We start from the raw sequence: 13634 nt of genomic DNA on the forward strand, positions 1-13634 counted from the left end.
TTCGACGCATATCCGAGTCCACCCAACCACGGTCGCCCGGCGGCGTCCAGCCACGGCGGCCCTCGGCTGGTCAGGGCGTCGCGTGGCAGGAACACACCGCATAGAAACTGCCGAAGTGGGCACAACCTTGTAGGTCGCTCTTGTGCAACGTAGGGTAAGAGATGCGGTTCAGGTAGAAGCTGCGTTCTAGAGCGTTGGGCGCCCAGGGCCTTCTCGCTTTCCACCATCACGCTCAATCCCTCTGACCGGGTGATCGTGAACTTGGGGTACTGACGCCGATTCGGTGCAGCACCAAGGCTTCCGATCCAGAAGTGACGGTCGTGGCCAGACGCACTTGACTGAATTGAGAACATCATGGCTCTCACCTCTTCGACCATCTTTCGTTCGGCGTTCGATCCCACTGCGGAGTCCGCGCCGAAGGCCCATTCCCACCAGTTGGTCTCCCCGAAATCGTATTGCGTGCAAGGCTTCTCCGGCAGCGTCGACCGCGACTCGGCGGCCGACTTCGCCGCCGCTCTCGACCGCGTGATCAGCGGCCCCGTCGACGGCATCGTCCTCGACTTCTCGGGCCTGAACTTCTTCGGAACCGTCGGGTTGGTGCTACTGCGTTCGTTCATCGACGACGCCGGTCGCCGATTCGTCCCAGTGGTGGTCGTGGGTGGCCGCGCGGTGACCCGCCCCCTCGAACTCTGCGGAATGGCGCCGTATGTCAAGACTTTCGAGTCCATCGAGGACGCGGGACGCGCTCTGACCCAGGATCAGGTCGGGCCGAGCACGGTGGAGTTCACCGTCACCGAGTGACCAACCTTGCCCCGTGAGATGCAGGGAGCGGGTCTCCTGCCCCCTGAGGTGCGAGGAGCGCAAGCGACGAGCCTCGAAGGGTCGCGTCAGGTCACCGTGCTGTCGTGATCTGCCGCGCGATGTCGACCAGCTTGGTGTTCGAGTCCTGCGACAGGCGCTTCAGCAGGTCGAAGGCGGCCACCGCGTCGATGTCGAACCGTTCCATCAGCATGCCCTTGGCCTGACCGATGACGTCCCGGTTGGCCAGGGCGCTGTGGAACTGCTTGTCCTTCTTCACCTTGTTCCACGCGAGGGCGGCATGCGTCGCGAAGACCACCCCGATGTCCTCGGCGTGAAGGTCGAAGGCGAACGGCTCGTCGGCGTAGAGGTTCAACGCCCCGATCGACGTGGTGTCGGCGAAGAGCTGGAACGACAGGACGGAACGAATCGGCGTCTCGACGAGCGCGCGGCGGCGGTATTCGGGCCAGCGCTGCTCGTTCTCGAGGTCGTCGACTCGGACGATGCGATCGGCGAGCGCTGCCGAGATGCACGGTCCCTCACCGAGTTCCGCTTGAATACGGTCGTGTACGTCGGCAACGTCGTGCGTGGACCCGAACGACGCGATCGATTTTCGGTCGATTGCGACGGTGAGGCCGGCGTACGCGACTCCGGGGATGTCGACCAGCGCGTTCTCGACGATCGTCTTCGCAACCTGCTCGTCGGAGTCGTCGCCGTGGAGTTCACGCGCCAGATCCGCGATCTTGCGGTGAACGTCATCGTCAGCCGGATCGGTCATGGTCGAACCCCTTTCGACGCCCGACGTGAGCGAACGACCACGGACGCGCATTGTTCGGCGTGCTCGTCCAACGTAACCCACTGCGCCACGTTCCGTGGGCGCCGGTGGTTACCGCCAGGCGCCCGACTGCCTCAGCGAAACGCCGCCGACCCGGTTAGTGCGCGCCCGATCGTGAGCTGGTGGACCTCCGAGGTCCCCTCGTAGGTGAGCACCGACTCCAGGTTGTTGGCGTGCCGGATCACCGGATACTCCAGAGTGATGCCGTTCGCGCCCAGGATGGTTCGGCATTCGCGGGCGATCGCGATCGCCTCGCGGGTGCTGTTCAGCTTGCCGGTGCTGACCTGCTCGGGCGTGAGTTCGCCGCGGTCCTTCAGACGGCCGAGGTGGTAGGCCAGCAGGTGACCCTTGCCCACCTCGAGCGCCATGTCGGCGATCTTGGTCTGGGTGATCTGGTAGCCGGCCAGCGGCTTGTCGAACACCTGGCGGGACTGCGCGTACTCGATGGCCGCCTCGAGGCAGTCGCGGGCGGCACCCATCGCTCCGAAGATGATCCCGAAGCGGGCCTCGCCGAGAGCGGTCAGCGGTCCGCGCAGCCCCTCCGCCTTCGGCAGCATCGCCGAGGCGGGAAGGCGCACGTCGTCGAACACGAGCTCGGAGGTGACCGAGGCGCGCAGCGACATCTTCTTGGTGACCTCCGGCGCCGAGAACCCCGGTGTGTCGGTCGGGACGACGAACCCGCGGATGCCGCCGGGACTGTCGGCGAGGTCGGTCTGCGCCCACACCACCGCGACGTCGGCAATCGAACCGTTGGTGATCCACATCTTCGTCCCGTTGAGCACCCAGTCGTCGCCGTCCCGCTTGGCGTGGGTGCGCATCCCCGACGGGTTGGACCCGAAGTCGGGCTCGGTCAGGCCGAAACAGCCGATCGCCTCGCCCGCCGCCATCCGCGGCAGCCACTGGTTCTTCTGCTCCTCCGAACCCCAGTGGTGGATGGAGAACATCGCCAGCGAGCCCTGCACCGAGACCAGACTTCGGATGCCGGAGTCGACGGCCTCGAGTTCCAGGCACGTCAATCCGTAGGACATCGCGCTCATCCCGGGGCAGCCGTAACCCTCGAGGTGCATGCCGAGCGCTCCGAGCCCGCCCAGCTCGCGGGCGATGTCGCGGGCCGGCAGCCGGGCCTCCTCGAACCAGTCGGCGATGTGCGGACGCAACTTCGACGCCGCGAAGTCCCGCACGCTGTCACGGATCGCGATCTCGTCGGCGTCGAGCAACGAGTCCAGGGCGAAGAGCTGGGGCAACGTGCTGGTGCGGGACATGGCGGACCTCCGTCGAGAATGGGACTCGCGCGGACCGAGGGCCGTCGACGAGAACGTTTGCACGAACGTTTGCATCGCCTAAGGTAGGTGTTCGATGCCCATCGGGTCAATGAGGAAGAGAGAGGATCAGCGTGGTCAGTGGTCAGCGCGCCCCCACGCTGAAGGAGATCGCCCGGCGTGCCGGCGTACACGTGTCCACCGCCTCCCGGGTGCTGCGACAGTCCGAGCCCGCCGACGGGTGGTCGGCGTCGGCTCTGCGGGTGCGGGAGGTGGCCGACCAACTCGGTTACCAGCGCAATGTGTGGGCGGCCAGCCTGCGGACCCGCCGAACCACCACGATCGGGGTCGTGATGACCCGCCTCACCGACGGCGTCGTGGCCACGACCTACCAGGGCATCGAACAAGCCGCCACCCGGGCCGGATACTCGGTCCTGCTGTCGTCCCCGCCCGACGAGGAGGCCGCTCAGCGACGGGCCATAGAACTCCTCGTCGGCCGGCAGGTCGACGGTCTGCTGCTGAGCGGACTACACCTGCCGGGCCGGGACTTCGTGGAGTCCCTGCGGGTCGGCGACCTCCCGATGCTCACCCTCACCCGGCACGCCGAGGCCGGACTCCCCTTCGTCGGCGGCGACGACGTGCGCGGCGGACGCATCGCCGCCCGGCATCTCCTGGAGCGCGGTCACACCGACCTCGCCGTCATCGGCGGGCCCGGCCACGCCACGACGGCCACCGACCGGCTCCGCGGGTTCCGCGCCGAGCTAGCTCATGCCGGGATCACGCTGTCCCACGACCGCATCGTCGCTTCCGACTTCGAGGTTCACGGCGGGACGGCGGCCGGGCGTGCATTGCTCGATCGTCCGGACCGTCCCCGGGCGATCTTCGCGGTGTCGGACACCATCGCCATCGGAGTCCTCGGTGTCGCCCGCGACCTCGGACTCCGCATCCCCGACGACCTCGCCCTGATCGGCTACAACGACATCCCGGTGGCCGCCCAGCTCCCCGTACCGCTCACGACGGTCCGCTCCCCCGCTCGGGAGATCGGCGAGACCGCGGTGCGCGGCCTCCTCGACCTCGCGGCCAGGCGGAACGTCGAATCCCGCCGCCTCCCGGTCGAACTGATGGTTCGCGGGAGCACGTGACCCTCAGGACGCAGAGGTACCCGAACGTTCTTGCGCCGCACGGAACATCGCGACGACCGCGGTGCGGACGTCGCCCCGATCGCGGACCGGGCGATCCCAGGCGAGCCGCACCCCGACGACCCCCTCGGGAACCGTGGCGTCGAACGTCGCTGCCTCGTGGTCGAATCCGGTCATCCGCGCCGCGACCGCATCGGGCCGCCCGCCCAGCACACGGCAGATCAGCAGCGAGTCGTCGGCATGATCGTCGTTCATGTGCGCGAGCACGGCTGCCACGACACCCGGGCTGAATTGGGCTGATTCCGAAGTGTTCTCGTCAGTCACGCCCGGCCTCCTCGCCCTCGGGACGCACGAACCCCGAGACCCAGCCCCGGAAGTGGTCGACGTCGCCGCCGTGCTCCTCAAACCATCCCCACGCACCGCCGCGCGCACCGGTCACGTCCCCGACGACGAGTTCGATGGCCTCGCGCGGGGTGCGCAGGATCGGGGCGTCCAGCGTGGTGCCCGCCGGGATCCGCTTGCGGGACCGCAGACGCGCGAACACCCCGGCGATGCCGTCCTCGGTCCGGTGATAGTCGGTGACGACCGCTTCCTCGTCGACGCCCGCCAACAGCAGGGCGATCGCGATGATCACCCCGGTCCGGTCCTTGCCGGCAGCGCAGTGCACGAGCGTCGCGCCCTCGGAGTCGAACTCGTTCAGCGCGGCGGTGAGTCGATGCCCGCCCGTGCGCATCATCGCGGTGTAGATCTCGACGAGCGCGGTGTCGGCGAGGCGGTCGACGCGGGCACCCGAGGACACCGGACGGTGCACGACGCGAACGTTCGGCGGCCAGGTGACGGCCATCCGGCCCAGCTCGGTGGGGTCGCGCAGATCGACGACGGTCGCCGGCGGCCAGGGCAGGCCGACGGGGTCCTCGTCGTCGGGATACGGGGCATCGCTGCGGATCAGCACGTTGGCGGCGGTGACGCCGCCGCCGGCGACCCGCATACCGCCCAGGTCCCGGATGTTGGCGAAGGTCCGCAGGTCAGAGGCGGAGGAGAGGGTCACGGCGGTCCCGATCGTCGATGTGCGCGGTGGTCGGTCGCACCTCACCTTACGCAGGCGATGGAACGGTTGGCGGGCTGACGTACCGTGGCGATGGTGACGACCTACCACTCCTACGAGCCGTCGCAGGGCCACCGACTCTCCCACGACCCGGTGAATGCCATCGTCGCGCCGCGGCCGATCGGCTGGATCTCGACGGTGTCCGACGACGGCGTCGGCAACCTCGCGCCCTACAGCTTCTTCAACCTCTTCAACTACACGCCGCCGATCGTCGGTTTCGCCAGCGTCGGTTACAAGGACACCGTCGCCAACTCGATCGGGTCCGGCGAGTTCGTCTGGAATCTCGCGACCGACGGCCTCGGCGAGCAGATGAACGCCACCTCGGCTGCGGTGCCCGCCGGCGAGGACGAGTTCGACGTCGCCGGCCTGACGCGCCTCGCCTCTGATCTCGTGGCCCCGCCACGGGTCGGCGAGAGTCCGGTGAGTTTCGAGTGCCGAACCACCCAGTCGTTCCAATTACGCACGGCCGCAGGCGACCTCGTCGACACCTGGATGGTGCTGGGCGAGGTGGTCAAGATCCACATCGCCACCCATCTGTTGCGCGACGACCAGACGTACGACACGGCCGGCGCTCGACCGCTGCTGCGCGCGGGCGGGCAGGGCGACTACTTCCTGCCCAGCGACGACCATCACCGGTTCATGAAACGGCCGAAACCGGCTACCCGCTAGCGGTTCCCTCCCGGCCGGTTCCGCTCACATCGCGCGGCGGATCTCGTCGTCGCTCGGCATCCCGGCCCGGGCACCGACCGCCGCGACGGACAGCGACGCCGCCGCGACACCACGTCTCGCCGCCTCGACGACCGTCGAGCCGGCGGCGAGCGCGGCCGCGAACACGCCATTGAAGGTGTCACCCGCACCGGTCGTGTCGACGACCCGCGCGACCCGTCCGGCGGGAAGCGGGATCACCTCGGACGCGGGGTCGGCGATCAGTACGCCATCGGCACCGAGGGTCACGAGAACCGGTGCGCCCGTTCGGGATGCGACCGCCGTCGCCTGTTCGGCCGCCGATATCTCCGGCGCGGCCACACCCTCGGAGACGAGTCCGTACAGGTCCCGCAGTTCAGAGGAGTTGGGCGTCAGTACCGGCGCCGACGCCATCAGGTCGACGGTCGACGGCAACACCGGGGCGGGGTTGACGACGCAGCGGATACCCCGGGCGGCGGCCGTCGTGACCGCCGCGGCGACGGCGTCGGCCGGGATCTCGGTGCTGACGAGGACACAGCCGGCCCAGCCCGCCGCACGGTCGACCGCGGCACGGACCTCGTCGGCACCGAGGACGGCATTCGCGCCTGCCCCGACCGCGATCTGGTTCTCCCCGTGCGGATCGACGACGATCAGCGCCATCCCGGTGGCGACGCCGTCGAGCACGTCCACGTCCGTCACGTCGACACCGGAGTCCCGCAGTTCGGCGAGTGCGCTCGCGCCCATGTCGTCGGAACCCACTGCGCCGCAATAGCGCACCTCGGCACCCGCACTCGCCGCGGCGACGGCGGCGTTCGCACCCTTGCCGCCGCCGTGACGTGTCACGCTCGGACCGACGACCGTCTCACCGGGCCCCGGCAGACGGTCGGTCGCCACCACGAGATCGACGTTGACAGCGCCGACGACGAGAAGCCGGCCGGCTCGATCGAGGGAAGTCATCGTGCCTTCGTATCCGTCAGCGCACCCGGCGTCCAGTCTGGCCAGTCGGGTACGCCGGCGACCAGACCGTCGACGTACCGCGCGACGATGCGCGTGGTCGGTCGCTCATTGGCGTACACGGTTGCCAGGTCACTCCGCGCGATGGCCGTCCGGACGAGCGGCCACAGGCGTCGGAACCGCTCGCGGATCTTGACCTCCGGGACCGCGTGCCCGCCACTGTCCACGCGCAATCGGACGCGATGGACCGCGAGAGCCTTGGGGATCATCACGACGTGCAGCGCGACTCGGTATCCGGCGGTGTGCGCACGTTCGATGAGCTCCAGTTTCGAGGGGTGCGAGAAGACCGTCTCGGCGATGAACGAGGTGCCGCGCTCGATGAGAGTGTCGCGGGTCGCCGCCGCCAACCGGGCGGCGTCGTAGGAATGGGCTTCCGCGGAGTCGGGCCACCGCTGCCGGGCGATCAGGTCGGCTTTGACGAAGGGCACATGCAGCAGGGGTTGCAGATGGCGCTCGACCAGCGTCGACTTACCCGCGCCGTTGCATCCGACGACCAGATCGAGCCGCGGAGTCACTGCTCGAGGATGACGCTCGTCCCGTCGGGGCGGTATTCGACGAGCCGTCCGGCGTCATCGACGACCACCGAGGACAACCCTGCCGCGGCACGACGATCCACGTGGTCGTCGGTCGCGAGCCGCGCTTCGAGGTGGGCGTCGATCTCGGCGTCGTAGACGACGGCTTCCTCTGCGGTCAGCACCTCTCCCGGCAGATCGCCCGCCAGCGCGGCCTCGACCCGCTGACGCGACGCGGTGGTGCGCTGCGAGACGCTGCGCCCGAGACGCGCCCAGTGTTCGAGTTGCTGCCGCGCCGACCGCTGCTCTCGCGCGCCCTCCCGGGCGGCATCGGTCACCAATGCCGCCGACAGCCGGGTCACCTTGTCCGTACCGGTGCTCATCCGCACACCTCCCGCGCGTGTGTAGCAGAGTGCTACATCGCTCCAGCATACGCTGACGAACCCGTCGACGGTCGTTGTCGCATGACCGTCGACGGGCGTCGGCACTGTCAGCCGCCCTCGCGCGTCACCGCGTGGACGCCGCGTCCCGCTTCGGCAGCACCCATCCCGGGCGCGGGAAGTGGCAGGTGTACCCGTTCGGGAAATTGAGCAGGTAGTCCTGATGTTCGGGCTCGGCCTGCCAGAACGGACCCAGCTCCTCGATCGTCGTGACCGCCTTGCCGGGCCACAGCCCCGACGCATCGACGTCGGCGATGGTGTCGCGGGCGACCTTCTCCTGTTCCGGTGTCACCGGGAAGATCGCCGAGCGGTAGCTCGTGCCGACGTCGTTCCCCTGCCGGTTGCGCGTGGTCGGGTCGTGGATCTGGAAGAAGAACGCCAGGATGTCGCGATACGACGTCTGGGTCGGGTCGAACACGATCTCGACGGCCTCCGCGTGACCGGGGTGGTTGCGATAGGTGGCGTGGTCGTTCTGTCCGCCGGTGTAGCCGACCCGGGTGTCCAGGACACCGGGCTGCTTGCGGATCAGGTCTTCCATCCCCCAGAAGCATCCGCCCGCGAGGACCGCGGTCTCGGTGCCGGGACGGACGGTGATCTGGCCGGGGTCGGTCGTCATACGTTCTCCTCCTGGGTATCGGTGGTGTGGGAATTCGTGGTGTGCGTGCCGCCGAACAGGCCGGCGTACTCGCCGTACCCCTCCGCCTCGAGCTCGCCAACCGGGATGAACCGCAACGAGGCGGAGTTCATGCAGTAGCGCTGTCCGCCGGCCTCGCGCGGCCCGTCGTCGAAGACGTGCCCGAGGTGACTGTCGGCGCCGGACGAGCGCACCTCGGTGCGTCGCATCCACAGGGTGCGGTCGGTCTTGGTGGCGACCGCGTCGGGCTCGATCGGCTTGGTGAAGCTCGGCCAGCCGGTGCCGCTGTCGTATTTGTCGGTGGACGAGAACAGCGGCTGCCCGGACACGACGTCGACGTAGAGGCCGGGTTCGTGGTTGTCCCAGTACTCGTTGTCGAAGGCACGCTCGGTGCCGTCACGCTGGGTGACGCGGTATTGGACGTCGGTGAGGCGGCTCAACGCCTCGGGGGTCTTGCGGTAGGTGTTGCTCACGTTTCCTCCTGCTGACGCTCCCCCGGCTCCGTCGAGCGACGGCGCTCGGAAGGCGTCACCGTGCACAACACCACCATGCCCCGATTTGGTCCCGCGACTCCAAGGGCCGCCGCCCACCTGGGTGGACGGCGGCCTGATGGCGTGACGCGCGCTGCTCAGCCCACGACGTCGCGACCGAAGATCTGCCGCGCGAGCACCCACCGCTGTACCTCGCTGGCACCCTCGTAGATCTCCCCGATCTTGCTGTCCCGGTACAGGGCCTCGACCGGACCCGACGAGTCGTCGTCGCCGAGCTCTTGCGTGAATCCGAAGCCGCCGAACGCTTGGACCGCGTCGCGGGCCATCTGGACCGCGACCTCGGTGCCGCGCAGCTTGGCCATCGCGGCCTCCGGTTCGGGGAAGCGCGTGCCGGCGTCGAGCCGCATCGCGGCCTTGATGTACAGGTCACGTGAGACCGCGATCTCGGTCGCGCGGTCGGCCATGAGGAACTGCCAGTGCTGACGGGCCGCGAGCGGTGCGCCGAACGCGACCCGGGTGCTGAGGTGCGACGCGGTGCGGTCGAAGGCGGCCTGCGCCATACCGACGCCCGCGGCCGCGATGCCGATGCGCCCGTAGGTCAGCGTCTGCAATGCGACCTTCAGCCCGCCGCCCTCGGTCCCGAGCAGGGCCTCCGGTCCTAGCTGCACGTCGTCGAGGTGGACGTCGGCCGTGATCTGCCCCTTGTTCCCGAGCTTGCGGTCGGGCGTGCCCACCCGGACGCCCGGGGTGTCGGTCGGGACGATGAATGTCGAGAGCCGATCACCGGTGCGCGCAAGCACCACGACGAACGCGGCGACGACGGAATTGGTGATCCAACGCTTGCGTCCGTTCAGCACCCACCCGTCGCCGCGGCGGCGCGCCACGGTCCGGACCGCCTCGGGCGAGAGATCACTCGACGCGGCCGGCTCGCTGGTGGCGAACGCGCCCACGATCTCGCCGGCGACGACCGGAGCAAGCCACCGGCGACGCTGCTCCGGCGTACCCTGATTGACCGCGTTGCCCGCGAGGATGCAGTGGACGTCGAAGATCGCAGCGACGCTGTTCGAGAAGTACGCCAACTCCTCGACGGCGGTGGCCGTGGCGGTCGCCGGGTGGGCCAGTCCGTCGCCGCCGACGTCGGCCGCGAAGGGGATGCGGTAGATCCCCGCCGCGGCCAGCCGATCGAACACATCGCGCGGGAAGCCGTCGAGTCGCTCGTCGCCGCGCGCGATCCGATCGGCCACCGGGGCGACGTCGCGGAGCGCGACCTCGCGAACCCGGCGGCGGACCTCGGCGACCTCGTCGGGTGACACGAGGTCGTGGTAGAGGGTGTCGGCTATCCGCGGCGGCTGGTCGGGCACGTCGTCGGACGACGACACCGCGGCGATGTCGATGACAGTCAAGGGTTCTCCTGATCGCGTCGGAATGCGCGAGTCGGCTCAGACCGGCGCATTCGCCACGGCCCGGGACTGCTCGATCTCGTCGGGCACGAGTTCGACGACCGCCTCGGCCTCCGGCGCGGGCCCGCCCGGTCCGAAGTCGGCGAAGGCGGTGATGTGCTCGTCGAGCGGGAGCGGATTGGGGGTGCCGTAGGTGAAGTAGGTCTCCCAGGGCAGCTTCGCACCGCCGACCGCCAGACCGGTGTCGATGTCGGACATCTGCCAGGTCTTCGTCTCGGCGGACGGGTCGAGATGCAGGTATCCGGACTCGCCGAACAACTCGATGCGGTTGCCACCGGGTTCGAACACGTAGAGGAACTGGCCCTGGGTGATCCCGTGCCGGTCCGGTCCGGCCTCGATGCGGATGTCGTACTCGCGGAACATCTCCACGGCGTCGATGTTGTGCTGACCCGTGCCGTAGTAGAAGGCGAGGTGATGCAGTTTGCCGCGCCCGCCGGTCATGTCGCGCATGCAGGCGACCTCGTGGCCGAGGATGTTCGAGCTCATCCAGGCGCCGATCTCGACATCACCGTCGACGACGCGCTCGGTGGTGCGGAACCCGAGGTGGCGTTCGAACTCGGTCTTGACCGCGGTGACGTCCGAGGCCATCAGGTTGAGGTGGTCGATGCGCTTGACCGGGATGCCCTGCAACGGCTTCTTCGACGGCCGGGTGAGGATCTTGCTCTGCAGTTCCGGTGGCGCGACGTACTTCTCGGCCTCCCAGAGCAGCGAGAAGTCGTGACCGTCGGCGGTTTTGTACGCCAGGGTCTTGCCGTAGCCGAATTCGTCTTCGTGCCAGGAGGTCTCGATGTTCGCACCCTGAAGTGAGGCGGCGCGCCGTTCGAGCGCCTCCGGCGAGCTGGTCCGCAGGCCGGCATGACCCATCCCGGGCTCGGCGGCCTCGGTGATCTTCAGACTCCAGGGATAAGGGTCCTCGTACGCCCGGAGGTAGACGGACTGGCCCTCGCGCCGGGTGACGTACATGCCCAGGAATCGGGTGAAGAAGTCGAGGGTCTCCTGCGGCTTCGGGGTCAACAGTTCGGCACGGGCGAGGTGCGCGACATCGAAGCGTGCGGCGTTCTCGGTCATCGGTTCTCCTGTGGGTCGTGCGCCACCGGATCTCGGTGGCTGCTGGCGATGACCCTCAGCATGGCGACGAGGTGTGACTGCCGTCACCGCCGTTCGGGATATCCGGACAACGGTGCTGCCGAAGCAGTCCGCGTTCGGACTGTCCGTCCCAGCACCCCGCGGACCGCACCCGGCTCCTACGTTCGGTATCGAGCACGCCCGGGGAAACCGAGACGGACGTGCGCCAACAGCTAAGGAGACATGCGATGAGCCGGTTGACCGCCGCCATTGTGGGATCGGGCAACATCGGGACGGACCTGATGTACAAGCTGCTGCGGTCCGAGTACGTCGAACCGGTCTACATGGTCGGGATCGATTCCACCAGTGAGGGTTTGCGACGGGCACGTGACGAGGGGCTCGAGGCGTCGGCAGCGGGTGTGGACTGGCTGCTGCAACAGGCGACGCCGCCCGATCTCGTCTTCGAGGCCACGTCGGCCAAAGTCCACGCCGCTGTCGCACCCCGCTACGCCGACGCGGGGATCACCGCGATCGACCTGACGCCCGCGTCGGTCGGCCCCTACGTCGTCCCAGCGGTCAACCTCCGCGAACACGTGAACGCGCCCAACGTGAACATGGTGAGCTGCGCCGGGCAGGCGACCATCCCGATCCTCTACGCGATCAACCAGGCGGCCGACGCCAGTTACGGTGAGATCGTCGCGGCCATCGCGTCGGCGAGTGCGGGGCCGGGGACCCGGCAGAATTTGAGCGAGTTCAGCGAGAAGACGGGTCGCGCCCTGGCCCAGGTCGCGGGAGCCGACCGGGCCAAGGCGATCTCGGTGATCAACCCGGCCGAGCCGCCGATGAACATGCGCGACACGGTGTATGCGAAAGTCCGCAACCCGGATGCCGGCGCCATCGAACGCGCCGTGGTCGACATGGTCGCCGAGGTCCAGCGCTACGTCCCCGGCTACACACTCAAGCTCGTCGACACCGACGGCGATCTCGTGACCGTGATGCTCGAGGTCGTCGGCGCGGGCGACTTCTTACCCACGTACGCAGGCAATCTCGACATCATCACCGCCGCCGCCGTGCAGGTGGCCGAGGTGATGGCGCAGGAGAAGGCCGGAACAGCGACACTCCAGACAGGAGCACTGCGATGACACGTCAGTCCACAACCCGCCGACCACGATCGGTCACCCTCGTCGACACGACGCTGCGCGACGGGATGTCGAGTGTGTCGCACCGATTCACCACGACTGATGTCGCAGCGATCGCTGCCGGCCTCGACCGGGCCGGCGTCCCGACCATCGAAGTGGCACACGGCATCGGACTCGGTGCGTCGTCGGTCCAGTACGGCTTCGCCGCGGCCACCGACCCAGAATATGTGCGCGCCGCCGTCGACGCGGTGGACAACGCCGACATCGCCGCCCTCTACGTGCCGGGTATCGCGACGCTGAACGAACTGCGGGCGGCGGTGGACGCCGGCATCTCGACCGTCCGCGTCGCCGTCCACTGCACCGAGGCGGACTGCGGGCAGCAGCCCGTCGAGTGGGCGAAGGAGAACGGGCTCACCGTGATGACCTTCCTGATGATGAGCCACAAACTCGAACCCGATGCACTCGCCGAGCAGGCCGCGAAGTTCGACTCCTACGGCGCCGACGTGGTGTACGTGGTCGACTCCGCGGGTGCGCTCGTCCCGCAGCAAGCCGGCGAGCGGGTCGCGGCACTGCGTGGGGCAATCTCGGCGGACATCGGTTTCCACGCCCACAACAACCTCGGTGTCGGGATCGCCAACGCGCTCACCGCCGCCGAGAACGGTGCCACCTACATCGACGGCTCGCTACGGGGGCTCGGCGCCAGTGCCGGCAATGCCCAGACCGAAGTCCTCGCCGCCGCATTCGAACGCGCGGGCTGGGACACCGGCGTCGAGCTGTTCCCGCTCATCGACACCGCCGAGAACGTCGTGGCCCCACTGATGACCGAGCCGCAGATCGTCGACGAGACCGCGCTCGTGCTCGGCTACGCGGGTGTGTATTCCACGTTCTTCCACCCCACCAAGCGCGCCGCGAAGAAGTTCGGCGTCCCCGCCCGGGACATCCTGCTCGAACTCGGCCGTCGCGGCGTCATCGGCGGCCAGGAAGACATGATCATCGATGTGGCCTCCGAATTGGCGGGCCGCACCTACGAGACGCCGGTCGCGGCGGAGGTGTGAGGAA

Annotated in this window: 16 protein-coding genes; 5 read left to right on the plus strand and 11 right to left on the minus strand. The window is 68.7% G+C overall.

Going from position 1 to position 13634, the window contains the following annotated elements; all coding sequences use genetic code 11:
- The first annotated feature begins 354 nt into the window (after positions 1 to 354).
- A complete protein-coding gene (locus tag FFS52_RS09145) occupies positions 355 to 801 on the plus strand; it encodes an STAS domain-containing protein (RefSeq protein WP_137809467.1) in 447 nt (148 codons plus the stop codon).
- A 91-nt stretch (positions 802 to 892) separates the two neighbouring features.
- Here the strand turns inward: FFS52_RS09145 and FFS52_RS09150 are convergent, their stop codons facing one another.
- Entirely contained in the window at positions 893 to 1576 is a 684-nt protein-coding gene (locus FFS52_RS09150) for a GAF and ANTAR domain-containing protein (protein ID WP_065632495.1), read from the minus strand.
- Positions 1577 to 1707: 131 nt separating this feature from the next.
- Complete coding sequence (locus tag FFS52_RS09155) at positions 1708 to 2895, minus strand: acyl-CoA dehydrogenase family protein (RefSeq protein ID WP_137809468.1); 1188 nt, start codon at positions 2893 to 2895, stop codon at positions 1708 to 1710.
- Between the two features lie 131 nt (positions 2896 to 3026).
- On the opposite strand from FFS52_RS09155, the gene FFS52_RS09160 reads away from it, so the two are divergent.
- Complete coding sequence (locus tag FFS52_RS09160; protein WP_137809469.1) at positions 3027 to 4034, plus strand: LacI family DNA-binding transcriptional regulator; 1008 nt, start codon at positions 3027 to 3029, stop codon at positions 4032 to 4034.
- Between the two features lie 3 nt (positions 4035 to 4037).
- Here FFS52_RS09160 and FFS52_RS09165 read toward each other — a convergent pair whose 3' ends face one another.
- Complete coding sequence (locus FFS52_RS09165) at positions 4038 to 4355, minus strand: DUF2470 domain-containing protein (RefSeq protein ID WP_137809470.1); 318 nt, start codon at positions 4353 to 4355, stop codon at positions 4038 to 4040.
- Complete coding sequence (locus FFS52_RS09170; protein WP_137809471.1) at positions 4348 to 5079, minus strand: tyrosine-protein phosphatase; 732 nt, start codon at positions 5077 to 5079, stop codon at positions 4348 to 4350. Before FFS52_RS09170 ends, FFS52_RS09165 begins: the two co-directional genes overlap by 8 nt.
- 93 nt (positions 5080 to 5172) lie before the next feature.
- Between FFS52_RS09170 and FFS52_RS09175 the strand changes: the two genes are divergently transcribed.
- Entirely contained in the window at positions 5173 to 5805 is a 633-nt protein-coding gene (locus tag FFS52_RS09175; protein ID WP_137809472.1) for a flavin reductase family protein, read from the plus strand.
- Between the two features lie 24 nt (positions 5806 to 5829).
- Here FFS52_RS09175 and FFS52_RS09180 read toward each other — a convergent pair whose 3' ends face one another.
- From FFS52_RS09180 to FFS52_RS09210, 7 genes are all read right to left on the minus strand, one after another.
- On the minus strand, positions 5830 to 6777 hold the full coding sequence (locus FFS52_RS09180; protein ID WP_137809473.1) for a PfkB family carbohydrate kinase: 948 nt from the start codon (positions 6775 to 6777) through the stop codon (positions 5830 to 5832).
- On the minus strand, positions 6774 to 7349 hold the full coding sequence (locus tag FFS52_RS09185; RefSeq protein WP_137809474.1) for a zeta toxin family protein: 576 nt from the start codon (positions 7347 to 7349) through the stop codon (positions 6774 to 6776). The genes FFS52_RS09180 and FFS52_RS09185 overlap by 4 nt, the downstream gene beginning before the upstream one ends.
- Positions 7346 to 7729, minus strand: a complete 384-nt coding sequence (locus FFS52_RS09190) for a hypothetical protein (RefSeq protein WP_137809475.1) — start codon at positions 7727 to 7729, stop codon at positions 7346 to 7348. Before FFS52_RS09190 ends, FFS52_RS09185 begins: the two co-directional genes overlap by 4 nt.
- A 124-nt stretch (positions 7730 to 7853) precedes the next feature.
- On the minus strand, positions 7854 to 8402 hold the full coding sequence (msrA, locus tag FFS52_RS09195) for a peptide-methionine (S)-S-oxide reductase MsrA (protein ID WP_078113765.1): 549 nt from the start codon (positions 8400 to 8402) through the stop codon (positions 7854 to 7856).
- Positions 8399 to 8893 (minus strand): peptide-methionine (R)-S-oxide reductase MsrB, encoded by a 495-nt coding sequence (msrB, locus tag FFS52_RS09200; protein WP_137809476.1) that lies wholly within the window; start codon positions 8891 to 8893, stop codon positions 8399 to 8401. The genes msrA and msrB overlap by 4 nt, the downstream gene beginning before the upstream one ends.
- Positions 8894 to 9048: 155 nt before the next feature.
- Entirely contained in the window at positions 9049 to 10314 is a 1266-nt protein-coding gene (locus FFS52_RS09205) for an acyl-CoA dehydrogenase family protein (RefSeq protein WP_137809477.1), read from the minus strand.
- Positions 10315 to 10350: 36 nt separating this feature from the next.
- Complete coding sequence (locus FFS52_RS09210) at positions 10351 to 11439, minus strand: VOC family protein (RefSeq protein WP_137809478.1); 1089 nt, start codon at positions 11437 to 11439, stop codon at positions 10351 to 10353.
- Between the two features lie 245 nt (positions 11440 to 11684).
- Between FFS52_RS09210 and FFS52_RS09215 the strand changes: the two genes are divergently transcribed.
- Together FFS52_RS09215 and dmpG are read left to right on the plus strand one after the other, a co-directional pair.
- On the plus strand, positions 11685 to 12578 hold the full coding sequence (locus FFS52_RS09215; RefSeq protein ID WP_137809479.1) for an acetaldehyde dehydrogenase (acetylating): 894 nt from the start codon (positions 11685 to 11687) through the stop codon (positions 12576 to 12578).
- Positions 12575 to 13630 (plus strand): 4-hydroxy-2-oxovalerate aldolase, encoded by a 1056-nt coding sequence (gene dmpG, locus FFS52_RS09220; protein ID WP_137809480.1) that lies wholly within the window; start codon positions 12575 to 12577, stop codon positions 13628 to 13630. Before FFS52_RS09215 ends, dmpG begins: the two co-directional genes overlap by 4 nt.
- Positions 13631 to 13634 lie beyond the last annotated feature (4 nt).

It is taken from the genome of Gordonia sp. ALPHA1B1 (assembly GCF_005502615.1).
GTDB classification, from domain to species: Bacteria; Actinomycetota; Actinomycetes; order Mycobacteriales; family Mycobacteriaceae; genus Gordonia; species Gordonia hongkongensis.